24 protein-coding genes and 1 pseudogene are annotated in these 24,741 nt (G+C 40.2%); 18 read left to right on the forward strand and 7 right to left on the reverse strand.

From position 1 onward, the window contains the following. Nucleotides 1-149 precede the first annotated feature (149 nt). Complete coding sequence (gene tnpA, locus IM676_RS18015; RefSeq protein WP_200988148.1) at nucleotides 150-551, reverse strand: IS200/IS605 family transposase; 402 nt, start codon at nucleotides 549-551, stop codon at nucleotides 150-152. 53 nt (nucleotides 552-604) lie between these two features. Between tnpA and IM676_RS18020 the strand changes: the two genes are divergently transcribed. Together IM676_RS18020 and hetF are read left to right on the forward strand one after the other, a co-directional pair. Then, nucleotides 605-1,789 (forward strand): RNA-guided endonuclease InsQ/TnpB family protein, encoded by a 1,185-nt coding sequence (locus tag IM676_RS18020; RefSeq protein WP_200988149.1) that lies wholly within the window; start codon nucleotides 605-607, stop codon nucleotides 1,787-1,789. A 200-nt stretch (nucleotides 1,790-1,989) separates the two neighbouring features. Beyond that, on the forward strand, nucleotides 1,990-4,506 hold the full coding sequence (hetF, locus tag IM676_RS18025; RefSeq protein ID WP_200988150.1) for a cell division protein HetF: 2,517 nt from the start codon (nucleotides 1,990-1,992) through the stop codon (nucleotides 4,504-4,506). An 82-nt stretch (nucleotides 4,507-4,588) separates the two neighbouring features. On the opposite strand, the gene IM676_RS18030 is transcribed toward hetF, so the two are convergent. From IM676_RS18030 to IM676_RS18040, 3 genes are all read right to left on the reverse strand, one after another. Beyond that, complete coding sequence (locus IM676_RS18030) at nucleotides 4,589-5,167, reverse strand: peroxiredoxin (protein ID WP_200988151.1); 579 nt, start codon at nucleotides 5,165-5,167, stop codon at nucleotides 4,589-4,591. A 32-nt stretch (nucleotides 5,168-5,199) separates the two neighbouring features. Next, the gene (gene sipA / locus IM676_RS18035) at nucleotides 5,200-5,454 is read right to left on the reverse strand and encodes a regulatory protein SipA (RefSeq protein ID WP_200988152.1); all 255 of its coding nucleotides are present in this window, start codon (nucleotides 5,452-5,454) and stop codon (nucleotides 5,200-5,202) included. Between the two features lie 75 nt (nucleotides 5,455-5,529). After that, nucleotides 5,530-6,012 carry a P pilus assembly/Cpx signaling pathway, periplasmic inhibitor/zinc-resistance associated protein gene (locus IM676_RS18040; RefSeq protein ID WP_200990271.1) on the reverse strand — a complete coding sequence of 161 codons (483 nt, stop codon included), beginning with the start codon at nucleotides 6,010-6,012 and terminating at the stop codon, nucleotides 5,530-5,532. A gap of 189 nt (nucleotides 6,013-6,201) precedes the next feature. Between IM676_RS18040 and IM676_RS18045 the strand changes: the two genes are divergently transcribed. Beyond that, nucleotides 6,202-6,966, forward strand: a complete 765-nt coding sequence (locus IM676_RS18045; protein ID WP_404799808.1) for a response regulator — start codon at nucleotides 6,202-6,204, stop codon at nucleotides 6,964-6,966. A 31-nt stretch (nucleotides 6,967-6,997) separates the two neighbouring features. Here the strand turns inward: IM676_RS18045 and IM676_RS18050 are convergent, their stop codons facing one another. Continuing rightward, nucleotides 6,998-7,423, reverse strand: a complete 426-nt coding sequence (locus tag IM676_RS18050; protein WP_200988153.1) for a nucleoside deaminase — start codon at nucleotides 7,421-7,423, stop codon at nucleotides 6,998-7,000. An 80-nt stretch (nucleotides 7,424-7,503) separates the two neighbouring features. On the opposite strand from IM676_RS18050, the gene IM676_RS18055 reads away from it, so the two are divergent. After that, the gene (locus tag IM676_RS18055; protein WP_200988154.1) at nucleotides 7,504-8,310 is read left to right on the forward strand and encodes an ion transporter; all 807 of its coding nucleotides are present in this window, start codon (nucleotides 7,504-7,506) and stop codon (nucleotides 8,308-8,310) included. Between the two features lie 135 nt (nucleotides 8,311-8,445). Further along, entirely contained in the window at nucleotides 8,446-9,906 is a 1,461-nt protein-coding gene (locus IM676_RS18060; RefSeq protein WP_200988155.1) for a sensor histidine kinase, read from the forward strand. 8 nt (nucleotides 9,907-9,914) lie between these two features. Here the strand turns inward: IM676_RS18060 and IM676_RS18065 are convergent, their stop codons facing one another. Continuing rightward, nucleotides 9,915-11,405, reverse strand: coding sequence for a UDP-N-acetylmuramoyl-L-alanyl-D-glutamate--2,6-diaminopimelate ligase (locus tag IM676_RS18065; protein ID WP_200988156.1), 1,491 nt, complete (start codon nucleotides 11,403-11,405; stop codon nucleotides 9,915-9,917). A gap of 33 nt (nucleotides 11,406-11,438) precedes the next feature. Then, a pseudogene (locus tag IM676_RS18070) lies at nucleotides 11,439-11,746 on the reverse strand (glutaredoxin family protein). A gap of 1,346 nt (nucleotides 11,747-13,092) precedes the next feature. On the opposite strand from IM676_RS18070, the gene IM676_RS20080 reads away from it, so the two are divergent. The 13 genes from IM676_RS20080 (at nucleotide 13,093) to IM676_RS18130 (ending at nucleotide 24,700) form a co-directional block, all read left to right on the forward strand. Then, nucleotides 13,093-13,221: a hypothetical protein gene (locus IM676_RS20080; RefSeq protein ID WP_263973148.1), complete on the forward strand. Its 129-nt coding sequence runs from the start codon at nucleotides 13,093-13,095 to the stop codon at nucleotides 13,219-13,221. After that, entirely contained in the window at nucleotides 13,221-14,120 is a 900-nt protein-coding gene (gene crn3 / locus IM676_RS18075) for a CRISPR-associated ring nuclease Crn3/Csx3 (protein ID WP_200988158.1), read from the forward strand. Before IM676_RS20080 ends, crn3 begins: the two co-directional genes overlap by 1 nt. Nucleotides 14,121-14,152: 32 nt before the next feature. After that, complete coding sequence (cas10, locus tag IM676_RS18080; protein WP_200988159.1) at nucleotides 14,153-16,402, forward strand: type III-B CRISPR-associated protein Cas10/Cmr2; 2,250 nt, start codon at nucleotides 14,153-14,155, stop codon at nucleotides 16,400-16,402. After that, nucleotides 16,399-17,121, forward strand: a complete 723-nt coding sequence (locus IM676_RS18085; RefSeq protein WP_200988160.1) for an RAMP superfamily CRISPR-associated protein — start codon at nucleotides 16,399-16,401, stop codon at nucleotides 17,119-17,121. The genes cas10 and IM676_RS18085 overlap by 4 nt, the downstream gene beginning before the upstream one ends. After that, complete coding sequence (gene csx10 / locus IM676_RS18090; RefSeq protein ID WP_200988161.1) at nucleotides 17,108-18,388, forward strand: type III-D CRISPR-associated RAMP protein Csx10; 1,281 nt, start codon at nucleotides 17,108-17,110, stop codon at nucleotides 18,386-18,388. The genes IM676_RS18085 and csx10 overlap by 14 nt, the downstream gene beginning before the upstream one ends. Continuing rightward, complete coding sequence (locus IM676_RS18095) at nucleotides 18,385-18,798, forward strand: hypothetical protein (protein ID WP_200988162.1); 414 nt, start codon at nucleotides 18,385-18,387, stop codon at nucleotides 18,796-18,798. Before csx10 ends, IM676_RS18095 begins: the two co-directional genes overlap by 4 nt. Before the next feature lie 109 nt (nucleotides 18,799-18,907). Then, a complete protein-coding gene (locus IM676_RS18100) occupies nucleotides 18,908-20,041 on the forward strand; it encodes a CRISPR-associated protein (protein WP_200988163.1) in 1,134 nt (377 codons plus the stop codon). A gap of 74 nt (nucleotides 20,042-20,115) precedes the next feature. Beyond that, entirely contained in the window at nucleotides 20,116-20,973 is an 858-nt protein-coding gene (gene csx7, locus IM676_RS18105; protein ID WP_200988164.1) for a type III CRISPR-associated RAMP protein Csx7, read from the forward strand. 2 nt (nucleotides 20,974-20,975) lie between these two features. Continuing rightward, nucleotides 20,976-21,593, forward strand: coding sequence for a hypothetical protein (locus IM676_RS18110; protein ID WP_200988165.1), 618 nt, complete (start codon nucleotides 20,976-20,978; stop codon nucleotides 21,591-21,593). A gap of 30 nt (nucleotides 21,594-21,623) precedes the next feature. Next, nucleotides 21,624-22,595: an RAMP superfamily CRISPR-associated protein gene (locus IM676_RS18115; RefSeq protein ID WP_200988166.1), complete on the forward strand. Its 972-nt coding sequence runs from the start codon at nucleotides 21,624-21,626 to the stop codon at nucleotides 22,593-22,595. Beyond that, nucleotides 22,592-23,032, forward strand: coding sequence for a hypothetical protein (locus IM676_RS18120; RefSeq protein ID WP_200988167.1), 441 nt, complete (start codon nucleotides 22,592-22,594; stop codon nucleotides 23,030-23,032). The genes IM676_RS18115 and IM676_RS18120 overlap by 4 nt, the downstream gene beginning before the upstream one ends. 43 nt (nucleotides 23,033-23,075) lie before the next feature. Further along, the gene (locus tag IM676_RS18125; RefSeq protein ID WP_200988168.1) at nucleotides 23,076-24,077 is read left to right on the forward strand and encodes an RAMP superfamily CRISPR-associated protein; all 1,002 of its coding nucleotides are present in this window, start codon (nucleotides 23,076-23,078) and stop codon (nucleotides 24,075-24,077) included. Between the two features lie 2 nt (nucleotides 24,078-24,079). Further along, the gene (locus IM676_RS18130; protein WP_200988169.1) at nucleotides 24,080-24,700 is read left to right on the forward strand and encodes a hypothetical protein; all 621 of its coding nucleotides are present in this window, start codon (nucleotides 24,080-24,082) and stop codon (nucleotides 24,698-24,700) included. The last annotated feature ends 41 nt before the right edge of the window (nucleotides 24,701-24,741 follow it).

Here is a 24,741-nt window from a genome sequence, read left to right on the forward strand (position 1 = left end):
AAAAAAATCCCCTAACCGGTGTTAGCCAATCAGGGGAGTTAGTTATCAGGGTGCATCTACTAATTCCATCTCCACAGCACATCTACCCTTTTCCGGAGAAAAGCATAAAATAGAGGTTATCGAAAAAATGGGTTTAAAACCCCGTCGTTCTACGACGGCTTTTCTTGATTGTGGATATATTTCTTAAGGACGTCAAGTGGCGCACCACCAACAGAAGACACAAAGTAACTAGGACTCCATAGAGCCTGCTTTCCATAGGGTTTAGGGAATCCAGCTTGACCGTATCTACGGCTAGACACACCTTTTAAAGCATTAATAATTTGAGATATTGAAAGTTTAGGAGGGAACTCAATTACTGCGTGGATGTGGTCTGATTCTCCGTTAAACTCAAGTATTTGGAAATCCATCTTTCTTGCTACATCTACAAATGATTTGTGAATTAGTTCAAGACTTTCATTAGTAAAAATTTTGCTTCTATACTTGGTGACACAGACCAAATGTATTTTCAGGTCTGAAACACCGTGTCTTTCATGTCTTAAACCACTTGTCATTTTTGGCTAAATAATGTAGAATTTATTTTAACAGACCAATCTTAGCACAAAGCATGAAAGCTAGATATCAGTACAGATTTTACCCAACAGACCAACAGCAACAGAGTTTAGCTCGGTTGTATGGTTGTGTTAGGGTTGTTTGGAATGATGCTTTAGCGTTCTGCAAACAATCTGAAAAGCTGCCTAGATACAACAAACTCTCGGCGATGCTGACCCAAGCTAAAAAGACTGAAGAGAGAAAATGGCTATCTGATGTTTCTTCAGTGCCATTACAACAGTCTCTTAGGCATTTAGATGTTGCTTACAAAAATTTTTTCAATTCCCTTAAGGGGAAGAGAAAAGGTAAAAAGGTTGGTGTCCCTAGATTTAAGAAGAAAACCAACTCGCAATCAGCAGAGTTTACTAAGGCTGCGTTCTCTATAAAAGATGAAGTAGTTTACATGGCTAAAATTGGGAGTATCAAACCAATTTGGTCAAGAGAGCTACCATCTGAACCTAGCTCAGTTACAGTGATTAAAGATTGTGCTAACCGCTATTTTCTTAGCTTCGTTGTAGAAGTTGAACCCAATATTACTGTTGCCAAAAACCAAAGCGTAGGTATTGATTTGGGTTTGAAAACTTTTGCTACAATGAGCGATGGAGAAAAAGTTTTAAGCCCTAGCTACTCAAAACATGAGCGCAAGATTCGTAAATTGCAGCGAAAATTAGCGCGTCAACAAAAAGATTCAAAAAGGAGAAACTATACTCGCATAAGGATAGCTAAACTACACAACAATATTTCTGATACCAGAAAAGATTTTTTACATAAGCTATCAACCAAAATAGTTAACAATAACCAAGTAATTGTTTTGGAGGATTTGAATGTCTCAGGAATGCTCAAAAACCGTAGACTATCTAGGGCGATTAATTTGCAAGGGTGGTGGCAATTCAGAACTTTTTGTGAGGCTAAATCTGAGAAACTTAAACGGGATTTCAGAGTAATTGACAGATGGGAACCTACTAGCCAGGTTTGCTCTTGTTGTGGGTATCGTTGGGGCAAGATTGATTTGTCTGTTCGGTCAGTGTTGTGTTTGAATTGCAACACTCTTGCAGACAGAGATGAGAATGCTGCTAAGAACGTAGAGATGGTCGGCATGGGGCATCGGCACGACCTAAAACGGACAGGGAGTGACTGTAAGACTGTTTCGGCAGCGAGTTACTGTGAACTGTCAAGAATCACCGACCTTCAAGGTCAGTGAGTATGTCAACTTCGTTCAATAAATTAAATTTAGCTAGGCAGGGGCAAGTGATGCGGATAAACTGACAGCCAAGGAACCGCAAAAATAACCTTCCTGAGAAACATTCAGTAGCAGAATGCATCTAAGGTGTAAGAAGGGGCAAAAGTATAGAACTGAAACTCAAAGTTTCAATTCGATTAAGGAGGCGAACAGGAAAAGTTGTGACCCAGGAATTTCATATTTCCGTAACCCCAGTAGGGCAAAATGACTACTTGGTGCGGACGGAACAAGTCGCGCCTGGGGTGCCTTTGGCAGAAGAACTGGTAACCTGGCCTGTCACTGAGTGGTTAGTATCTGCTGGACATCTGATGAATGACCCTCTCAAATCGGTGTTCGAGGGAAGAGCCAACCCTAGGAACTCTTTGAATCTGGTGACATTGGGACAGCAATTGTACAATGCACTATTTCAAGGTACTCTCAGAGACAGTTGGATTACCGCCCAAGGGATTGCCCAAAACCACCAAAAATTGCTGCACCTACGATTGGGTCTAAAAGATGTCAGGTTAGCACGTCTACCCTGGGAAGTGATGCACGCAGGCGATCGCCCTCTGGCTACTGGCCCTTATCTTGCTTTTTCTCGCTACCAAAGCGGAACAATAGCTGGATCTCGGTTGCCATTGAGAAGTAGATCAAAATTGCCAGAAACTGGAAAAGTCAAAGTCTTAATGGTACTAGCTTCTCCTCCGGATCAAGTCCGCCTTGATTTACTCAAACAAGAAGCTATCAACCTCCAAGAGGAACTTCACCGTCAGAAAGGACGAACTGACAAAAGTGGTCATCATTTACCAGAGATTTCACTGACTATACTAGATCAACCAGGTCGGGAAGAATTAACCCAAGCCTTAGAGCAAGGAAAATACCAAATCTTACACTACTCTGGTCATAGTAGCCCAAGTCCCCAAGGCGGACAAATTTACCTTGTCAGTAGAAGAACTGGGTTAACGGAAACTCTTACTGGTGATGATTTAGCAGGGTTGCTAGTCAACAATAATATTAAAATGGTTGTGTTTAACTCCTGTTGGGGAGCATACACAGCTACATCCGACACGGGTGGGGACACTACTGCTCAACGTAACTTGACAGAAAGCCTAGTGAAGCGAGGAATTGGCAGCGTTTTGGCTATGTCAGAACGCATTCCCGATGAAGTAGCACTGACGCTGACACAATTGTTTTACCACAAGCTCAGTCAGGGATATCCTGTAGATTTGTGTGTCAATCTAGTGCGCCAGGGATTAATTTCTGCCTATGGTTCTCACCAGAATTACTGGGCATTACCAATTTTATATCTCCAACAGGATTTCGACGGTTCGTTCTGTCCTGAAATATCTGTAAGTGCTGAAAATTTAGGTGCAGACTCACTCAGGGAGTATACTCATCAGCCGCCTTTGAGGGAAAATTCCACCTCTACCTATCTCGCTGATGATACAGACATAGTTTTACCGATTGATGAGATTATTTCTTATGGTGTAGGTGATGATTCTATACCAACAGCACCCAATCTCTCAGATGTAGACTGGTTAGGTGAAGACACATGGGGCGACTTAGTAGATGAAATTGAGTCTGATGATCCTGACTATGAGGAGGATTCGGCTTTAGTTTCAGATTTGTTTCGTGAGCTAAATCAGGAAATTCCCCATGGGAACCCGGTAGAAGGGATTACAGATAACCGAGTTCAGGAATATCATCTGCCCAAAAATACTGCCTGTGAGGATGAGAAACTAAAATTAAGTGAAGAAATACTAGAATCCCCACCGCCAGCCCCTAGATATTTGAGACAAAACAGGAATACTCCCGCCCCAGGAAGCTCATCATCACAAGCTCCATCACTTCCTTTAGCTCCTACTCGTTATCTACTGTGGCTGATTATGGGTATAGTGGGTGTAAGTGCCTTATGTGTAATTATTCTCTGGTTCTTTCCGATTCCAAAGAAAATAGTTAAGCCCGCTCAAGAGTCAATTTTTGACAATTCTCCAACCCAAGATATTCAGCCTGAAATCAACCTTAAACATGTCAGGACTGAAATCATAACTACCAAGGCTAAAGAAAAATTACGTCAAGGTGACTTAAAGGAAGGACTACGATTGATCACAGAACTACTCAATCGGAATGCACGGATTCAGGCGGAAGCCTCACTGGATTTAGTTCCGCAAAACCAACTGGATAATTCATCTGTGAACTTTTTAAAAGGGCGATTAGCATGGCAGTTTGTTCAGGCTGGAAACCAGAAATATAGTATTAATGATGTCCGCCGTTATTGGGAAAGTGCGTTAGAATCTGAACCAAATTCACCTTTATATAATAATGCTTTGGGGTTTGCCTACTATGCACAGGGAAATCTCAATCAAGCTAATTCTTATTGGTTCCAAGCCTTGAATTTAGCTCTCAATGAGCAAAAAATTGCCTCTACTGCACCAGTAGCTATAAGTACCGAATTGCCGGAAGCAGCTTTAACTTCCTATGCTGGATTAGCACTGGGGCTGTATACATCTGCATCTAATCAAGTTTCTATTAATAAAAAAATACAATATGTTAATGAAGCTATCAAGTTGAGAGATATGGTGATCGCCAATCAACCAGTGGATTTCGAGATCAATCAATTCAGTCAGAATTGGTTGTGGGGAGAAAAAGCCCTGGAAAGGTGGCGATCGCTGCTGCAAGAAAAAGCTGGAGAAAATTGACGGTTACAATTTGACAGTTAACCGTCAAAATCTAGTCAATAGTTAGGTTGAGGTATGGATTCTTCAGCCCAATTCTTCAGGACTAAGAAGCTGATAGCTGGACTGGGATGGTCTGAGATTGCAACTTTTCCAGTTGCGCCAAAACTTCTGTACTGTGAATTGATGGGTTGACTTTCACAAAAATCTCACGCAAAATTCCTTGGGGATCAATGATAAAACTATGGCGCATGGATACAACACCGATCCAAGAACCATAAGCTTTACTCACCGCCCCAGTGGTATCAGATAAGAGGGGAAATTTTAGCCCCTGTGAATCACAAAATTCGGCGTGGGAATCAACATCATCAGCACTAACACCAATAATCTGAACGTTTTTATCTATGTATTTGGGTAGGTCTTGCTGAAAACGACGAGCTTCAATAGTGCAACCAGAGGTAAAGTCTTTGGGATAAAAATACAGGACTACCCACTTACCCCGGAAGTTGGAGAGAGAAACTGTACCATCACCTGTATTAGTGGGCAAAGTGAACTCTGGTGCTGGCTGATTAATGGGCGGAAGTTGACCACCTAGTGCATCAGCCGCCGAGGTAAGATGCAACCAACTAATGAGGGCAAAACAGCTGACAAGTAATATATTGAAAAAATTGCGCCGAGAAATCATGGTGCTGACCAAAATGACAACTTTACACAAGTTTACAATTCTTCGTTACCCTCGTGATGTGGGGGTGGGATATCTGTGCTTTCAATATATTGGCTCTCCAACAGAAAATTGCCCTTAGTAAAGTGTATAACCCAATACCCCCCTGGTCTGCGGTCAATTAATATACCTTCTTCCCCTAAAGAAATCACATCGGGGGGGCGTAGCATGGGCATGGGCTCTGCGGTTTTGAGGTAGGGCGGTAGTGCAGCAACTCTTACTTTACTACCAATGGCAAATTCTTGAGTCATGTTAATCAAGCTAGGAGTCTTGATTAACTCATAACTCAAAACTCCTAAGTTTTACTAGGTATTGACTTAATTTTTTTATTCTCTATTTGGAGAATTATCTTGGTGACGGCGCGATCGCATATTTTGGCGCATTTCCTGCATTTGTTGCCGTTGCTCTGGGGTCAGAACTGCTAACATCTGTTGTTGAGAAGATTCCCGGATTTGGCGCATTTGGGTTTTCTGTTGTTCAGTTAGATTTAACTTAGCCCAACCCCATTGTCGATCTTGACCCCGGCGTGTTCCTCGACCATCGGTCAATGTTGCTTTTTGTTCCGGGGTAAGAATTGCTTCGATTTGAGTGTGAGTGTTGCTTCTAATGGCCTGCATTTGAGCTTTTTGGATATCTGTCAAATTCAAGCGATTCCAACCCCAACGACCTTTTTCACCTCTTTTTCCTCTAGATGTTTGTCCTACTTCTATGGGTGAAGAGGTTCTGGTTTGTGCTTGAACAGCAACAGGCATTGCAGTTACAGTTAAGGCAATTGCTGCAGCTAGTAGGGATAATGGTTTAAGTTTCATAATATCTCTTGTAGTATCTTGCCTTGATGTCACCATGATAATAAATCCCCTATGAAAGTGAGATGAGAATAAAGTCACGATTCAACCCATGACTAAAGTCATGAATCGTAATAAAAAATTTAACGGGTAATTCTCTGTGAACTAGATTAAACATATAAATTATCTCTAAATTATTTCTAAATTATTTGTATGAATCGACCTATTACAATTAATAATCATCCTTTTGGGTTTTTGCTGTATTTGGAGTGGGTATTACTGGCGATGGCTGTTGTCACTGCTGCGGTACCATCTCCTTATCCTCGGTTTAATGCTAGCTTTCCAGAACTGACTATTTTTAGTCTAATTATTTTTGGGATTATGGGTTTAAGACTCCCTACAAATAACTATGCAGAAAATGGCGAAGAGGCGATTAATTTGAGTGAAAAACTACAACCTGATGTCATTCTCATGGATATCAGAATGCCGATTATGGATGGTGTTGCAGCTACACGAGAAATTAAAAAGCGTTGTCCAGGAATGAAAATTTTAGTATTGACAACTTTTGATGACGATGAATATGTCAAAACCGCCCTACAAAATGGGGCTATGGGTTATTTGCTTAAAGATACACCATCAGAAGAGTTGGCTGTTGCCATTCGTGCCGTTAATAAAGGATATACACAACTAGGTCCGGGAATAGTAAAAAAACTTGTCACCCAGTTTTCGGCGGTGACACCAAGCCAGTTACCTCCAGTCCCAGCTAGTTGGGCCCAACTGACCCCCAGAGAAAAAGAAGTGCTCCGATTAATTGCTATGGGGGCTAATAACCGGGAAATTGCCCAGCAACTTTATATATCTGAGGGGACTGTGAAGAATCATGTTACCAATATTTTGCATCGCTTGAACTTACGCGATCGCACCCAAGCAGCTATTATCGCTAACAGATTTTTAGCTTATTTAGAGCCAACTTGTTAATATTTTCAACAATTATCAAAACATATTTTGCTCAATTAAATAATGCCAAACATTCATGCTTTAAAATCCCACCTGTGATTTTAATATTTCTGAATGATTGAGTAATGACCTCTTCACAGGATATAAGAATCTGTGATTGATTCACCGAGACTAAATCTTGAATGGAAGCACCATAGACAATTTCAGATATCCCCGCCCACACACAGGCTGTAGCACACATAGGACAAGGTTCACCAGTGGTATATATTGTATACCCTACTAAGGAAGGGCTTTTAAGTTTAGCTGTTAAGCTGCGAATCACGTTAATTTCTGCATGGGCTGATGGGTCGCTATCTCGATTCACGGTATTATGAGCAACAGCAACAACTTCTTGGTTTTTAACAATTACAGCACCATAAGGAGCGTCTCCTTTTTGAGCTTCTTCTAGTGCTAGGCGCATAAAATATTCTGGTTGCATCGGAATTAGTCATTTATTAATGATAAATTCTCATCATATCCTATTTAACTTTTATTTGTATTTTGTCAAAAGTGTTGAATATGTTACTAACCAGAAAACAAACAGAATTTTACTTAAAGGACTTAGAAACACCAGCAGGTAAAGTGATTAATTTAACACTTACCGTTTTGGTGCTACTATCATCAGGGATGTTTGTCGCTGAGACTTATAATATTCCTGAGCATATTCTGATAGATTTAAATGTTATTGACATTGTAATCCTGATATTTTTTGCTGGAGAATATGCAGTGCGCCTGTGGAGTGCAGAAAATCAATTTAACTATATTTTTAGTTTTTACGCAACTATTGACTTAATAGCAATTTTAGCATTTTTCATAGGAGGAGTTGATTTGAGGTTTATTCGCCTCTTGCGATGTTTTAGAATTTTAAGGTTAATTAGATTAATAGATAGACAATTTTTATTTGGTACTATCACCACCGAAGATGGGGAAATATTTGCCAGAATTTTATTTACTTTATTTGCCATTATATTTATTTACTCTGGCTTAATTTATCAGGTAGAACATCCAGTCAACCCTGATGTTTTTTGCACATTTTTGGATGCGTTTTATTTTTCTGTGGTGACGATGACAACAGTGGGATTTGGGGATTTGACCCCGATTTCAGAATTAGGTCGCTTGCTGACAGTATTAATGATTTTGACAGGTATTTCTTTAATTCCTTGGCAAGTAGGGGACTTAATTAAGCGATTGGTGAAAACTGCTAATCAGCTAGAAATAGTTTGTTCCGGTTGCGGTTTAGCTTTCCATGATGTAGATGCTAAGTTTTGTAAACGGTGTGGAACTCATTTATTCAAGGGTGAGTTGACAATCTCGGAATTGAACTAATAAAAGGGGAAATTGCGCCTATAATGTTCGGTTATACTACTGTTGCAAGTACACAAAAGAATATAACCTCATGGGTAGTAGTCAAATGTCTAATTTAAACGCTGCCATCGCTCTTCAATTAAGGGGTGAATACCTGTGTATCAATGGATCTTGCCAAGCCTGAGTGAAATTGTAGCCGCCAGTCAGGCAACTGTGGCTGAATGCACACCTACCAAAGCCGAGCGACAGTGGCGGGTGAGTGTGGCTGCAACAGAACAACTGCTAATCAAGAGTTTAGTAACTGCTGCACCTGATGGGAACAAAGGGTTAGTTTTAGCAGCACCAGCACCTTTATTTAGTCAGCCAGCACTAACTCAGAGCTTGCAAACTGTCACCTTTACAGCCCAGCCATTTAACCCCTTGGCATTGATGCCATTTCAGATGCCGAGTGTCATGGACGCAGGAGAGCAAGAAATGGTTTCCCATGAATCAGTGCTAGCTTTACTACCAGCCGATCCACTGATAGGAGAGAGGTTTTGCTTAGTTTTCACGGAAAAATTTAGATTAGTGCTGGTTTTGGCAGAAGACAACACAGGTAATCAAAGATTTTCATTTTCCTTTGAGCCGGAAGTAGTAGAGCAGGCTTGGAGAGCGCTGAGTGCCAGGGTAATGCTGACTAATCCAGAATTGGGGGCTGAACTGGATATATTAGTTCAAAACTATGGGTCAATGACACCAGATTACCGCATGGTGATGGAGTTTAGCCGGTTGTTACTTGAGGAATTAACAGCAGTCCCAGCCAATCAAGGAGTATTAGAAGACACAGCAGATGGTGAAGGGCAAAGCCTACCCCCCCAACCATCCCCAACTCCCCATATTCACACATCAATCCCCGATGTGGAATTACTCCAGGCTTTTGCTCACGAAGTGCGGACACCTTTAACAACAATTCGCACCCTGACTCGCTTACTACTGAAACGCCAAGATTTACCGGCTAAAGTAACTAATCGGCTAGAAGTTATTGATCACGAGTGTACCGAGCAAATTGACCGGATGGAGTTACTGTTTAAAGCCGCAGAATTAGAAACTTCCCCTCCGGTGAAATCTTCCAGTAGTCAACTGACAGCTATGTCTTTAGACCAGGTATTACGGCAGAGTGTACCCCGTTGGCAACAGGCGGCACATCGGCGAAATTTGACTTTAGATGTGGTTTTACCGCAGCAATTGCCCACGGTGGTGAGTAACCCTAATATGTTAGATCAGGTACTCACAGGGTTGATGGAGAATTTCACCCGCAGTTTACCCCCAGGAAGTCATATTCAAGTGCAAGTGATTCCGGCGGGAGACCAACTAAAGTTACAATTATCACCCCAATTGCATTGCTCAGGTACTAGCGTCGCCACGGGTAATGTTACACCGCCAATTCGCAAAGCCTTGGGGCAATTACTGATGTTTCAGCCAGAAACCGGTACGATTACTTTAAATATTGCCGCCACAAAGCACCTATTTCAGGCTATTGGCGGTAAATTGATTGTCCGCCAACGCCAACACTATGGGGAAGTTGTGACTATTTTCTTACCTTTGGAAGTTAGTAGTAAACAAAACGTCAGTGTTTGATTTTGATGTTAAGGGGTCTTGAGTCTTTCCTGTAAAGCTTCCCGTGCGTGTTCTCGGTCGTCAAAGTGAATTTTTTCAGTGCCGAGAATTTGGTAGTCTTCGTGACCTTTACCAGCTAATAAGACTCCATCGCCGGGTTGGGCTTGTAAAATCGCAGTGCGAATGGCTGTAGCGCGATCGCATATTACCATTGGTTGAGCAGTCTCAGGAATTCCTGCTAAAACATCTTGTAAAATTTGTTCTGGGTCTTCAGTGCGGGGATTATCTGAAGTTACAACCGCTATATCTGCTAATTCTGCGGCAATTTTCCCCATTTTAGGGCGCTTAGTGCGATCGCGATCGCCTCCACAGCCAAACACGCAAATCATCTTCCCGGGGATAAACGGCCGTGCAGCTTTGAGCAAATTTTCCAAACTATCAGGGGTGTGGGCATAATCCACAATTACACTAACTTCTTGCTCAGAAGTAATTTGGACACGTTCCATACGTCCGGGAACCCCAGGAAACTCGGGTATAGCCGCAGCCACCAAGTGTAAATCTATTCCTAAATGCAAAACCGCCGCCACAGCCGCCAAAAGATTTTCTAAATTATACTGCCCCACCAAGGGAGAACAAAAAGCCACATTACCCTTTGGGGTATGTAACATACCGCTCACACCATGAGGCTCGTAAGTTAAATTACTCATGTAAAAATCGGCGCTGTTATCATTAACACTGTAACTCCACACCGGTGCTGATATACTTAAAGATGCAATTAAACGCTGACCGTAGGCATTATCAGCATTAATTATCGCCCGTCCCTTGAGATATTCGGGAGTAAATAATAAAGCCTTGGCAGCAAAATAATCCTCCATATCCCTGTGATAGTCCAAATGGTCTTGAGTGAGATTTGTAAACACCCCCACCTCAAACTCACACCCTAAAACTCGACCTTGGGCTAAAGCATGGGAACTAACTTCCATGCTGCCAAACTCACAACCAGCATTCACAGCTGCTGCTAACTGTTCTTGTAATTCCACAGCAAAGGGTGTGGTGTGGAGGGCAGTTTGTTCAAAACCAGGCCAACGAGTGTAAAGAGTTCCCATCAAAGCCACAGATAGATGAGCTTGACGGAGGAAAAATTCGATTAAATGACTTGTGGTAGTTTTACCATTAGTACCAGTCACACCCACCAGCTGGAGTTTTTTTCCTGGATAACCGTAAAAAGCCGCCGCTAATTGGGCGCAGGCTTTAGTCATATCCGCTGCACTGACAACAATAGCCCCATCTGTGGGAGGATGATTTTGTAATGCTTGGGGTGAAACAATGGCCGCCACAGCACCGGAGGCGATCGCGCTAGGCCAAAAATCCCCACCATCTACCCTGGTTCCCGGCATTCCAATGAATAAATCACCCATACTACAAGCATGAGAATTAGTCTTTAAACCCTTGACTTCTACATCAGGGACAAAAGAGTAATTAACACCATCCACAACCGCCAGTAATTCACGCAATTTCATTCTAGTGAACCTCGTCACACAAATCTCTTGCGCCTATTCTGCATTATTTTTTTCTAAATGGTTAAATATTTACCCAACATTTGCGCCAGCTGCTGTACACTTGCACGGGGAGAAGGACGGGGTAAACGCTCCTCAATTACCCCTGATTCCGTGTCTTGTGCACCTATATGGTTAGATAAACAAAGAACCGGTACATCATACTGATAAGCTAAGAACCAATCTTCACGAGTGGTAATATCCCGAATTTCTAACTCAAAGTTGAGGTTTTCGACTTGTTCTAATTTTTCTTGTAAACCCTCACACAAATGACATCCGGGCTTGCTGTATAAAATCAATCGCATTGTCTCAAAACATTCATAGCTTGGTTAAACTCTATCTTAATGGAGGGGAACTGACCAGAGCTATTGAGGACTTTCTCACTCTTTGGCAATGTAACCATGGGTAGATGGATTTAGGGCAGATACACCCTCAAACCTGACGCTCTTTGTTTTATTTGCCATAACATAGGGCAATTAGTCATCTAATTTCATCTATCTTAGGGCTAATATTCGGTATTGGGGGGAATTGGGAATGGGGGATGGGTAGAAAAAATAAAACCCCAAGACTGGGAATACCTGGGGTTTTCAACCTGACCACACTTATAGTTTTAATATAAATTTGGATGAAAGTCTCAAGGCTAACTGACATAAATATGTGAGTTTTGTCTGAATAATGTAGCTGAATAAGAGAATGTTTATGGTAGTAAATACCAATTCATGATTGTGATTTAATTAATCAGGTGTCTGAACATTTTTTCTGTTGTATATAGTTGTATATACCAGTTGTAGTTACCCCTAATTGCCGTTAAAAATGATCAATCAGATTAAATCTTGCCCTTTAACAGGCTAGGTTTATCTGAGAGGTTGTTTGATAAGTCATGATTAGTGTATCAACTATTGTTTGATCTCTCCCTAACCCTCCCCTTGTAAGGTTTGGGGACTGGATTTGATTGTTTTTTGTCCGGTCGGTGAGCGAAGTCGAACCGTGTTCCCCATTCCCTGTTCCCTGTTCGGTGTGTTCCCTAAGATAAAAATTACCTGTTTAATACTTTCCAAACATCCTCTGAGAAATTGGGTGGCGTAGACATATAAATCTGGATACTTATGTTGGCATATCCTAAGATTATCTTAAGATGATTGGCTGAACTGCAAAACAGAATCACCAGATAGTATATTCGATAAATTTCTTTCTATGATCATCTCTAAAATGGGTCACTAAAAAGATATAATTTCGCTATTTATGTCTAAAATTACCGCTTTAAGCACTTGATTTATTGGGAAAAATCCAGAAAAATAAAAGCATCATGATCAAACATGATTGTAGCCAATAAAAGTGACAGAAAGCCTACTTAATGCCCGCGCTTGTGGGCATTTTTCATTGGTAACAGTGGGGTTTGTACTTTTCCTCCCCCTGGGGGATGTGGTGGTCATTACGTAAATAATACAACTATTTTTATAGTATTAATTTATATAAAAATTACGGTTAGTCATGGTGGGGATAGCAAGATTTATGCTGTTGGTTCCACTTGTAACGGGGTTGGACTGTCTGGAGTAAGGGGTAACACTTTTGGGCGAGATTGATGGAGGTGCATGGAATAGTCCTCTTCCAGATATATGTGATAATCAACTCATCTCAAAGGAGGATATGTATGTCTTTATGTGTGGCGAAAAAACTGGTAATGCAACGCAGCGTGGGTGTGTTGGGCGGTTGGGTTTCCGAAAAGATGGATGATCCTGATGTAGTTCTACCCAGACTGCAAAAAAAGGAAAAACGCTGATGACTGAGGGGGGGTTTCGATTAAAGTTAAGTGAATTAGTGGTTGACCAAGGTAGGAGATACCAATTTTTATTAATTACTTTAACAAGAGGCGATCATCTGATTCAACCAGAAGATTTAATAGGTGTAGAATTACCATCTGGTATTGATACTAGTGCCGGTGTGGTAATTTCTGGACGCGCCCCCATTTGGTTGTATGCTTATCTAAGTGACAAACTATATTTTACCGCTTGGGTGGCTTGTTATGAAGCGCCTTTAGGTGCGGTGGTGGTAGCAACTCGCTGTGATGTGGTTGATATTGGGGAAGTAATTGATATACATCCCCCTCATAGTTACCACCAGCAATTATGTCCGGCGTTAATGATTGTCGGACCACCAAAGAGCGGTAAAAGTGTATTCTCTCATGCTTTGTTTACAGCTTTGTCTTGTGAAACACCTGATATATATCTGCAACGCGCCCGTTGGGATGGTAAGGGTAATTACCTTTTAGATTTGTCTACGGAGGCTGTTAATAGGGGTGATCGCGCTTCTTTGACAGATCAGTTTTTTCCCCACTATTCTCAGGTTATCCTCCAGCTACGGCGGGAAATGTCTTTGGTAATTGTGGATGTGGATGGGGTGGAACAACCGCAAAAATTACCAATTTTAGAGGCTTGTAGCCATTATCTGATTATCAGTTCTCTGGCTGAGGCTATTGATCCTTGGCATGAATTTTGTGGCGAGCGAGGTAATTTAAAACCCCTCGGTATGATTAATAGCGTGCTGACTCCCACGGAAATCATTCATCAGCAGAAACCCTATTTAGAAATGACTGCTGGGCCGTGGATATCCGGAGAACCTGCTGCTGTTCCCCAAGCTTTTTTAAAGCGAATGAGAAAATTAATACTTTTAAATAAATAAATTCACCTCAATCTAACCTAGGGGAGTGTCAAATGGAAGATACCAGTTCTATGACAATAGCGATCGCTTGGTGTTTAGCTTGGGGAAATGAGAAAACACCTGAGTTTGACTTACCAGTTTTACAGCAAATGCAACAGGCTTTAAGTGCTGGTGAACAAGTACCAATCCCATTACAAAACTTAGTTCAACAAGTCCAACAATTACAAGATTTACCATTTCCCCAAACTGTCGCCGAACTCCAGCAGTTAACAGAGGAATATCCCCAACTGTGGAACTCGCAAATAGGTTTAGTTTATGGTGGGGCGACTAAAATTAAACAGTATGTCTTTGCAGCTTCCAAACTCCCCGATATCCGTGGCGCTTCGGCCTTATTAGACAGAATAAATTTAATTGATTTACCGGCATTTTTTGGTAAGGGTAGAAAATCAATTACCATTTCTCAATGGTTAGCTGATAATTTTCCCGGTTTAGCAGCAGCATTAATCCCAGAGTTAATTATCTATTCTACTGGGGGGAATATCTTAGCATTTTGTCCGGCGGCCTTTGTGGATGATTTAGCAAATGCCATTGAAAAACGTTATACTGAAGAAACTTTAACAGCTAACTCCTGTGCTGTTGGGGGAAAATTTAAACCTTTAGAAATTCGCTTTGGGTTATTACCAAACCAAATAGAGAAAACATTTTGGCTAGAAAAATATCATCAAAACCTCAATCATGAATTGATAACAGCCTATTTTACTCAAACTGATATCAGTTCACAGCAAGCTTTTGAAGAACGCAAGAGTTTTAATGAATTGGCGGGGAAACTAGCATCTTTATTCAATCAACGGCGTAATGGTAATAGTTTACGGGGCAAAAATAGACCTTTGCGCTGTTATCCCCCAATGTTTGAAACTCATCCTTATATAGTAAGAGATGAAAGCGATCGCTGTTCCGCAGTCATGAGAGCGGAAGAACTTCCTAACCAACCTTTGTTTTCCGAAAGTTTAGCTCGGAAGCGGATTGTGGGACAAATAGCTAAACGAGATGATAGTTCTCAAAATTGGTATAAAGAATCTGGTTTCAATTGGAACACTGGAGAAATTTATATCCCCAGTTGGGTGCAAAAGTTTGAAGAGTTTTTGAGTAAAAATCATGGATTAGCCCATCAATATTATAACGACATTAAAAACCCAGATGAAGCACGTTCTCTGATAGAAATTGGTAATGCTAGCAAGCCTAATGGTTTTGTAGCATACATTTATGCTGATGGTAATAACATGGGTGGTTACATCCAGAAAATTCAAAGTCCAAATCAATATCAGCAATTCAGTCAAGATATTTTTGAAGCAACTGAAGAATCAGTCTATTACGCACTCGCTAAACATCTACACCCCCATCAAATTCATGACATCAAAGACCAAGAAAAGCTACATCGAAATGGTATCTGCATTCATCCGTTTGAAATTTTAACGATTGGTGGGGATGATGTAATGCTGATTGTTCCCGCAGATAAAGCATTAGCGATCGCTCAAACCATTGGCGAAGAATTTGAAAAAATCCTGTTAAATAAAGGAAAGAGATACAAAGCAGATAAAAAGTATAAACCAGAATTAGTACACCGCTATCAAATTACAGATAAAATTACCGGAACTGATCAATGTAAATTAAGTATGTCCAGTGGGGTATTAATTACCGCCGATGATACACCCATATATTATGCTGAGAAACTGACAGGACAGTTATTAAAATCGGCGAAAACACGCGCCAAGAAATTGAAGAAAGTCGATTACTATGGCGGAACCGTAGATTTTCTGGTGATGAAATCTGTAACTATGATTTCATCTGATATTAATGAATTTCGCTCAGATGGCTTAACCAAGTATACCAACAAAAAACAAAAACTCAAGCTATATGCAGCACCCTATACTTTACATGAACTGGGGGGACTGTTAGCAACTGCTGAAGCTTTGAAAACCTCAGAATTTCCGCGATCGCAACTCTACCAGATTCGGAGTTTACTAGAACAAGGAAAACAGACAGCCATACTCAATTATCGTTATTTCCGAGTGCGATTGAGTGATAAAAAAGCTCAAGATTTATTAAAAAAACAATTTGAAGAAGCATGGTGTGCAGCTAAATCTAATAATGGCTATCTTGCGCCGTGGATGTCTTTCAAAGACGAAAAAGATCAAGTCGCCTATCAAACTATCTGGAGAGAATTAGTAGATTTGTATCCGTTTATCGCCAAACAACAGGATGATACCGCGCTGACAACACCACAAGGAATATCGCAATCATGATAAATTTACGGGACTTACCCCCAAATCCAGTGACAACCATTTCCCTAACAGCCATCATTGATACTGCTTTGTGTATTGGTGCTGGCGGTTCCGATGGTTCCCTCGCAGATAAACCCATAGTCCGCAACGCCCAAGGACAATTGATTATACCCGGTTCGCAACTCAAAGGAAGACTACGCCATGAGTGCGAAAAACTCGCAAGGGGGTTAGGATGGCAAATTTTTGTATCCCCAAAAGCTGATATTCTTTGTCCGAGTGAAGTACAGGTAAATAACGAGTTTCGCTGTGAGTATCAAGTCACAGGTTATAAAGGTTATCACTGTTTCACTGCTCAAATCTTTGGTAATCCCATACTCCCATCTCGGATAGTGGTAGATGATTTGATTTGTCAGCTATCACGAGAAGATTTACCCGAAGTTATTCGCCCTGGTGTGACAATCAATCGCCTCCGTCGCACCGCGGAAGAGAAAAAACTTTATTTTCTGGAAACTTCCCCACCCCATAATCAATTGGAATTTACGGGAGAAATTCACTTATTACCAGACTGTCCACCATACGCCCAGGCTTTGATTTTAGCAGGTTTGCGTCATATTCACGCTTTAGGTGGTAGTAAGTCGGCAGGTTTGGGTTGGTTGAGTTGGAAAGAATTACCAAAATTAGCACCAGATGATCAAGCATGGGAGATGTTGTTACCCAAGGTGAAATATGCAGCGAATTAAATTAAAGATTACAGCTTTATCGCCCTTAGCGATCGCCAGTAAAAAACAGGGTTCCGTCAGTGAAGCGGAAGACTATATTCCCGGTTCTGTGATTCGAGGGGCGATCGCATCTCAAATATTACAACTATCAGGCAATACAGAGCAAGATTTAACCACGGACGGCGGTGACTTTCAAGCATTATTTTTAAATGACCAACCGGCGATTTTTCATAACGCTTATCCTGCTGTACCTGAAGCCATCAACGATATCATGGTTTTACCAGCTACAGCAGTCAGTTCTAAAACAAGTTCAGGATTCAAATCCAAAGGTAACGGAGTTTTTGATACTTTAATTGACCGTTTTTGTGCAGATGCATACAATTATTCGTATGATCCGAGTGACCCAAAATCTTTAGTAGATAAGACAGATACAAGGGTTGAACCTTTCGGCGGTTTTTATAGTTGTCATGATGGTGAATATCGCAGTCATTCTGTGAAAAAACGTTTTTTAACCAGAGTTGGTATTAACCGTCAACGCGCCACCTCTGAGGATGATATACTTTACAGCATTGAAGTTTTAAACGAGTCATTCCTTGAAAATCCGCAAGAGAAAAATTGGCAACCTGTAGTTTACCAGGGGGAAATTTTAGTTGAGGATACCTTAGCCCAATCTTTGACGCAATTTATCAATCAAAATCCTTATATTTTCCGCTTAGGTGGTGCAACTTCTAGAGGTTTGGGTAAAGTTGAAATAAAAGCAGAAATTCAGGATAAAAAAACAGATATTCAACAAAGAATTGCCACATTTAATGATACAATAAGATCACGTTGGCAACTTTGGTCAGTATTTGGAGAACCTGAAGAAAACCTGTTAGAAAATCGCACATATTTTACTATAGACCTGCAATCGGATACCATCCTAACGGAAAACTGGCAAAGAACTACAGTAATTTCCCCCTCAATGTTATGTGAATTTGTCGGTTTAGATGATGAATTTGCACAACTTACCCATGAAGAAGCCAAAGACAACTTTATTAAATTAGAAGTAGCCTATAGTAGCTACAACTACCGTTCTGGCTGGAATTTGGCCTGGGGTTTGATGAAAGATGTTGAATTAGTTACTAACAGAGGTGCTGTATATTTATTTAGTACCAATCAACTAGATATCTGGATAGATAAATTACAGGAATTGGAACTAAAAGGCGTAGGCGATCGCACCTGCGAAGGCTTTGGTCAAGTCCACATTTGTAATCAGTTTCATAACGTATTCAGGGAGAATCTAAAATGATTGCAGAAAACGATTTACACAAACAATTTAAAATCCAAAAAGGTATTCGTCTAGTTGAAGATGATTTAGTGATTTGGATTGAAACCGCTTTAGATAAAACCAGTTATGGAGATTTAGAAGAATCGCAATTTCGTAACTTAGTACGGGTAGCTGACACTACTGATAGTCCAGAAGTGATTAAAAACTTTATTCGCTATCAAGTAGGAAGGGATAAAAAATGGGGTAGGGGTAGAGACTCTCTCGCCGAAAAGGTTATTTTAGATATTGATAGCAATATCAAGAAAACCGCTCAAACAATTGCTGATGCTCATCAAGCAGATTTTAAACCAATTTGGCTGGAATTAATTCGCCGCTACTTGGGTTATGGTGCGCGTCATTTGAAATATAAACGCGATGGTAAATGTAAATGACCCCACCCTAACCCTCCCCGCAAGCAGGGAGGGAACAAGTCAAAAGAATGTGGAATTTCACAAATAATTAATATTAAATATCTAACCAAACAAGCAGGATAAAAAACATATGCGTCGGGTTGTTATTTCTACCATTGGGACTAGCTTACTAACGAATCAAATTAACCGTTCTGAGGAATCGGAAAAAGATTGGTATTCTCATATGAGAGATGCTGCTAATTTAACCTTAGAAAATACTTCAAAAGACGTTATATCAATAATTGAAACGCTCAAAAACAGAGCAATAGCCAAACTAGAAAACAGTTCAATTACTCAGATTAGGCTAGCTAGTGCGGAACTGAATGGTATTTATGGGTTGTATAAAGAAAAATTACAGCATGGAACACAAGATATTCACTGGTTAGTTTCTACCGATACCGCCCAAGGTAAAGCCACTGCGGAAATTGTCAAGGAATTTTTGCGTAAACAGGAATTATTTAATACGGAGATTTATACACCATCTGGATTATCAACAGCGACAACTCAATCATTTTCTGAAGGTATAGATGATTTACTCGTATGGTTACGTGAAAGAATCTTACCTTTGAAAGATAGTTACAAAATTTGTTTTAACTTGGTTGGAAGTTTTAAGAGCTTACAAGGCTATTTAAATACAATCGGTATGTTTTACGCCCATGAGATAATTTATATTTTTGAAGGGAAAGAATCTAATTTAATTACAATACCTCGCCTACCAATTAAAGTAGATGAATCACTAATTGAACCTTATAAAGTTCAGTTAGCTTTAATGGCGGAAGGTGCGGGAATTTCTGGATCAGAAATTACAGAAATTCCCGAAGCTATCATTGGCGATTTTAATGGTAAAAAAGTTTTATCTACTTGGGGAAAATTGATTTGGGATGAGTGTAAACATAATTTACTATCCAAAAATTTATTAGAATTTCCCAAATTGGAATCTACAGACACATTCCGAGCAGATTACAACAGAATTAGAGATCCAAAACAGAAAGTAACTCTACAAGAAGACCTGGCCAAAGTTTCAGCTTTATTAATTGCATCTAATGGAGACACCAGCGTACTTTTTCAACCAGTAAACTACACCCGATATCAAAATTCTAATAACATAGATCATTTTCGTGTTAACCGTAGTCTCAGAATTAGTTGCAAAGTTATAGAAGGAGGAATTTTATCATTGCGATACTATGGAACCCACGACCATGTTCAACGCAGTGAAAGACTTTAAAAATCACCCTCCTCTTTGCGCCTGGTGCGCATCTGCGTGAATAAATCCTCTCTTTTTTAGCATCCCTAAAGTTTATGTTTGACACATTCAAAAACCGCCTAGAAATCACAGGTAAACTCACTACAATTACAGCCTTACGCATCAGTGCTGGACGTTCCACAGAACCCATAGGCTCAGATTTACCTGTAATTAAAGATGCTTTAGGACAACCGTTAATACCAGGGTCGAGCTTTAAAGGTGCAATGCGATCGCGTCTTGAAAGTTTCCTCCGGGGTATTGTAGGTAATAATCGTAAATTAGTAGCTAATCCTGCAATTGAGGCGGAATGGTCAATTACCTCTCAGGAGATGAACAAATTAAAAGCATCCTGTAATGATGACCAAACCTTAACCCAAGAAATCCTCCAGCATACAGATTTAGTATCTCACCTGTTTGGTTCCCCTTGGATAGCGAGTAAATTTCAAGTACGGGACTTAACCGTATTACCTGATACCTGGTTTGGACAGTACCAAGAAAGAGACGGTGTAGCTATAGATAGAGACACCGAAACCGCCGCAGATGGTAAACTCTATGACTTCCAAATTGTTCCTGGGGGGACAAAATTTGACTTTAAAGCCGTAGTTGAAAACGCCCAAGAATGGGAACTGGGACTGTTGATGATTGGGTTACACCAATTTGAGACAGAACAGATACCTTTAGGTGGTGGGCGATCGCGTGGCTTGGGTGTTGTTAAACTAGATATAGATAAAATGCGCTGGTTTGACTATCCCGAAAATCAACCACACTTATTACTAGATTATCTCAAAAAATTGGTAATGGGAGACGAAAGCGCCTACGAAGACGCAGGGGAATTTAAAGATTATTGGGTAGAAAAATTAATTGAATACCTGACAAACAAAGTACCTAAGAATAATGCTGAAGTTCAGAGGTAAATATGGCTTTTAGTAATTACAAAAGCATTGGTGAAGTTCTCAAAGCATTTCAAGTCACTTATACCGAAGCTAATTTTATCAGTGCTGTTGAATTTCAAGTATCTGATTATTTCCGGGAAGATTTGGAAATAATCATGGGGGATGGGGTTGTAAATAACTCAGAATTTGCCATTTGCGAAAATCTGATTTATCCCCTACTCAAAGAAGTTTGGAAAACATACCGGAATCACTTCATTTTATGGAGTCATCAATCATTCAACTATGATGAAAATTTATCCGGGTTTCCTGAGTATATTTTGGCTAAACGTTCCCCATTAGGAAAAGTAGTTTTTGATCAACCATATTTCATTTTAGTAGAAGCCAAGCAAGATAACTTTGAAGCTGGTTGGGCGCAATGTCTAGCAGAAATGATTGCGGCTCAAAAACTAAATGCAGAATATGCCATTATTCTTTATGGGATAGTTTCTAATGGTCTTACATGGCAATTTGGGAAATTAGACACTGACAAATTTACCAGAAATATTACTCCCTACACCATTTATGAATTAAATAAATTATTTGCTGCTGTTAATTTTATTTTCCAACAGTGTCAAATACAGCTAAATAATTTAGTAGCCTAAAAACCAATATTTTCTTTACCAATTTTAGTCATGCACAAAAGATTTGTTAACCACTGTACCATTGATTTAACCATCATACCCAATGGACCAATTTTAATTAAATCTGGTAAAGAAGGCGCAGACCCCACTAAGCCAGATATGGAATTTGTCGAAACCTATCACCCAGGGGGACGTTCCATATATTTACCAGGAAGCAGTTTAAAAGGTGCAATTCGCGCCCATGGAGAACGCATAGTCAGGACTGTGGGGAGTGAAGAGCGTCCATCAGAGAATAATCAAAAACTTTGGGCAAATAACCCTGTAACAAAGGATTGTTATTTAGAGAATTTCAAAAAACACAATCAAAATGATTCTAATATCGGCAGCAATTTATATCAACTCTCCAGCTTTACAGACCAAATATTTGGTAATACTTCCATCGCTAGCAGACTGAGAATAGAAGACGCTTATCCTGATAAATCTGTACCCTTAAAACTGGAAGAAAGAAACGGCGTAGCTATTGATAGAGTATTTGGTTCTGTAGCAGTTGGTCCGTTTAATTACCAAGTCTGCACATCTGGACAATTTCACACGAAAATACATTTAAAAAACTTCACTTTGGGACAGTTAGGTTTAATTGGTTTGGTGTTGCGTGACTTAAATGATGGTTGGTTTGGTTTAGGTTTCGCTAAATCTCGCGGTTTGGGGACTGTTCAAGTGAAATTAAATCAAGCTGTGGTGCAATATCCAGGTTGTATTTTGTCAGAAGATAAACAAATTTTAGCTTTGGGTCATCCAAAACAATGGTCTCACACTTACCTGTTAGGTGTAGGAGAATTTTTATCACCACAAGAAGCACAATTATATGGTTTCCCCACACCAGACCATCAAGATACACCTGTTGCTGCTCAAGAAATGGATTTAGGTTTTGGTGTGAAACTGACTTGGCCAGTAGGTACTGTTCATGATTTATTTGAGCGCGGTGTCAGGTCTTGGAGTGAATTACTGGGGGTAACTAAATGACCGCTTTTGTAGGTGTGAAAAAAACCGTATCAGTGACCGAACTGCTACAATTAATTGATAAATTAGCCATTCAACCCAGCTACTATTTTTGTCGTTGGAGTCATCAAGTTAGTGAAAATTGGGAAACAGTACCGGAAGAAAAACATTTTCCCATGCTTGAGGGACAAATGTTTAATGAGGAATGGGAATTGAGATGGAAGCGAAAACCAAAGGATAATTACGAACTTCTACTTTTAAGTATCGCCCCAACAGAACTAGATTTTATCAAAATAGGTGAAACCTGGGAAACGCAACAACGGGATGCTTACTTACTTTCTCCCACAGATAGACGCTTTCCCAAACACCTCCCACAGCCAAAAAACGATATCTCTCAGCGATATTTCATCGATAAAAACACCGCAACAGTCCACTTTGTCGCCCTGACAATCAAAAAATAAACACTTTACCTGTAAACCTCTGCGTCTGTGCGTGATCATCAATATGACAAAAACTCCTAGCGACCCTGTAACCAAACCTTACCAACTCGTCCCTTTCCCCAAAGAACCCCCCAAGTTACAGCGACCAGTGGGACATCACAAATATTTTAGGAATCGCCTGCATGGTACTTTATATCTTACCCTAAAAGTACAAACATCCTTACACGTTTCCACCGGCTTAGTTGTTCTCGGTAGCGACATTAACCGCAAAGTTTCCTTAATTAAAACAATGGTGCAGGATGTTGACCAAAAACTGTCAATTCAAGGAAGTTCCCTCAAAGGTTGCATCCGTTCTGTATACGAGGCTATTACTAATAGTACCTTGGGGGTTGTAACTAATAAATATAAAGATAAAATGCCGCATGATCGTTTACCTTGTAAAAATAAAGAAAAACTTTGCCCAGCTAGTCGGGTTTTTGGGGCTTTAAATTGGCAAGGGTTACTTGATTTTAATGATGCAACCTGTACAACAACGGATTTTTCTCTAGGTTTTATGCCTTCTTTATACTCTCCTCGTCCTAATACTCAGGCTTATTTCATCACAGGTAAAGCAGCAGGACGTAAATTCTATTTTACCACAAATAAAGCAATTGATAAAGGTGAAAATTCTGGAGTTGCGGTACAGCAAGCAGGAAGAGAATACACTTTTATGACCCAATTACACTTTAAGAATTTATTATCAGAAGAGTTAGGGACTTTGTTAATTGCTTTAGGACAAGACCCCAAATATCCCATAGCTTTAAAAGTAGGTGGCGGTAAACCTATTGGTATGGGAACAATGACTGTGAGTATTGACAAAATTCTCCAACCGCAAGATTTAACACAGCGTTATTCATCCTATCAAGTCAGTGCACCTGATGAAATCACCGGGGAGAATTTAGCACAATTTAAACAGCAACATATTCAAGCTGCTCACTCTCGCTTAATTGAGAAACCGCAACTAGAAAAACTCGCCGCTATTTTACGTTACCCTAGCGATCGCCAACCACCAGCAGGAATCTATTAATTATGACTATAACAGATAAACAATGGGAAATTGCCCATGGGATCGCTCAAACATTAGTAAAAGAAGATACAGACGTCAACGAATTACGAAAAGCGATCGCATATTTACGGAGTATTGTCAATGAAACCAATGCCAGTGTAAAGTTTTTCACCTATCTGAAAACCCTCGTTAGATATGGTAGACAAATTGGACACAGTAGTAAAACTCTGCTATATTACCGCAATATAGAATCAACCTGTAGTGATTACCTCAAAACCATTACCGATGCCACAACAATATTACAAATATTAGGCTGGGTATCTCGGCTAATGTTTTATTACAAAGATGGGGGTGTACCCATTGGCGAAATCGCCCCACCTAAAATATTGACTGTAGAATCAGCACGTCAACAAGAAATTGCTAAGGTAATGGAATCTCAGAATTTCCAAGTTGACCAAATCTTAGAAGCTAAAGTTACTAAAATCAGTGGTAATAAGGTGACCTATGAAATACTGGGAACTATTAAGTTAACCGAGAAGGAACCCAAGAAAGCTGGGTTACTTCAGGAAGGACAAACAGTGAATGTCAGAATCGTTTCTCTCAAAGAAGATGGGAGTATCAAAAGTGTGAAATGTGTAGAGTAAATAAAATCTCTCAAAATAGGTTGGGTTGAACCTAGCAAAAC

The organism is Anabaenopsis elenkinii CCIBt3563, from assembly GCF_015245355.1.
GTDB lineage: Bacteria > Cyanobacteriota > Cyanobacteriia > Cyanobacteriales > Nostocaceae > Anabaenopsis > Anabaenopsis elenkinii.

Coding starts and splice junctions, on each gene's coding strand:
- tnpA (WP_200988148.1), bottom strand. CDS start 551: ATGACAAGTGGTTTAAGACATGAAAGACACGGTGTTTCAGACCTGAAA.
- IM676_RS18020 (WP_200988149.1), top strand. CDS start 605: ATGAAAGCTAGATATCAGTACAGATTTTACCCAACAGACCAACAGCAA.
- IM676_RS18030 (WP_200988151.1), bottom strand. CDS start 5,167: ATGATTTCTCGGCGCAATTTTTTCAATATATTACTTGTCAGCTGTTTT.
- sipA (WP_200988152.1), bottom strand. CDS start 5,454: ATGACTCAAGAATTTGCCATTGGTAGTAAAGTAAGAGTTGCTGCACTA.
- IM676_RS18040 (WP_200990271.1), bottom strand. CDS start 6,012: ATGAAACTTAAACCATTATCCCTACTAGCTGCAGCAATTGCCTTAACT.
- IM676_RS18045 (WP_404799808.1), top strand. CDS start 6,202: ATGAATCGACCTATTACAATTAATAATCATCCTTTTGGGTTTTTGCTG.
- IM676_RS18050 (WP_200988153.1), bottom strand. CDS start 7,423: ATGCAACCAGAATATTTTATGCGCCTAGCACTAGAAGAAGCTCAAAAA.
- IM676_RS18055 (WP_200988154.1), top strand. CDS start 7,504: ATGTTACTAACCAGAAAACAAACAGAATTTTACTTAAAGGACTTAGAA.
- IM676_RS18065 (WP_200988156.1), bottom strand. CDS start 11,405: ATGAAATTGCGTGAATTACTGGCGGTTGTGGATGGTGTTAATTACTCT.
- IM676_RS20080 (WP_263973148.1), top strand. CDS start 13,093: ATGTCTTTATGTGTGGCGAAAAAACTGGTAATGCAACGCAGCGTGGGT.
- crn3 (WP_200988158.1), top strand. CDS start 13,221: ATGACTGAGGGGGGGTTTCGATTAAAGTTAAGTGAATTAGTGGTTGAC.
- cas10 (WP_200988159.1), top strand. CDS start 14,153: ATGGAAGATACCAGTTCTATGACAATAGCGATCGCTTGGTGTTTAGCT.
- IM676_RS18085 (WP_200988160.1), top strand. CDS start 16,399: ATGATAAATTTACGGGACTTACCCCCAAATCCAGTGACAACCATTTCC.
- csx10 (WP_200988161.1), top strand. CDS start 17,108: ATGCAGCGAATTAAATTAAAGATTACAGCTTTATCGCCCTTAGCGATC.
- IM676_RS18095 (WP_200988162.1), top strand. CDS start 18,385: ATGATTGCAGAAAACGATTTACACAAACAATTTAAAATCCAAAAAGGT.
- IM676_RS18100 (WP_200988163.1), top strand. CDS start 18,908: ATGCGTCGGGTTGTTATTTCTACCATTGGGACTAGCTTACTAACGAAT.
- csx7 (WP_200988164.1), top strand. CDS start 20,116: ATGTTTGACACATTCAAAAACCGCCTAGAAATCACAGGTAAACTCACT.
- IM676_RS18110 (WP_200988165.1), top strand. CDS start 20,976: ATGGCTTTTAGTAATTACAAAAGCATTGGTGAAGTTCTCAAAGCATTT.
- IM676_RS18115 (WP_200988166.1), top strand. CDS start 21,624: ATGCACAAAAGATTTGTTAACCACTGTACCATTGATTTAACCATCATA.
- IM676_RS18120 (WP_200988167.1), top strand. CDS start 22,592: ATGACCGCTTTTGTAGGTGTGAAAAAAACCGTATCAGTGACCGAACTG.
- IM676_RS18125 (WP_200988168.1), top strand. CDS start 23,076: ATGACAAAAACTCCTAGCGACCCTGTAACCAAACCTTACCAACTCGTC.
- IM676_RS18130 (WP_200988169.1), top strand. CDS start 24,080: ATGACTATAACAGATAAACAATGGGAAATTGCCCATGGGATCGCTCAA.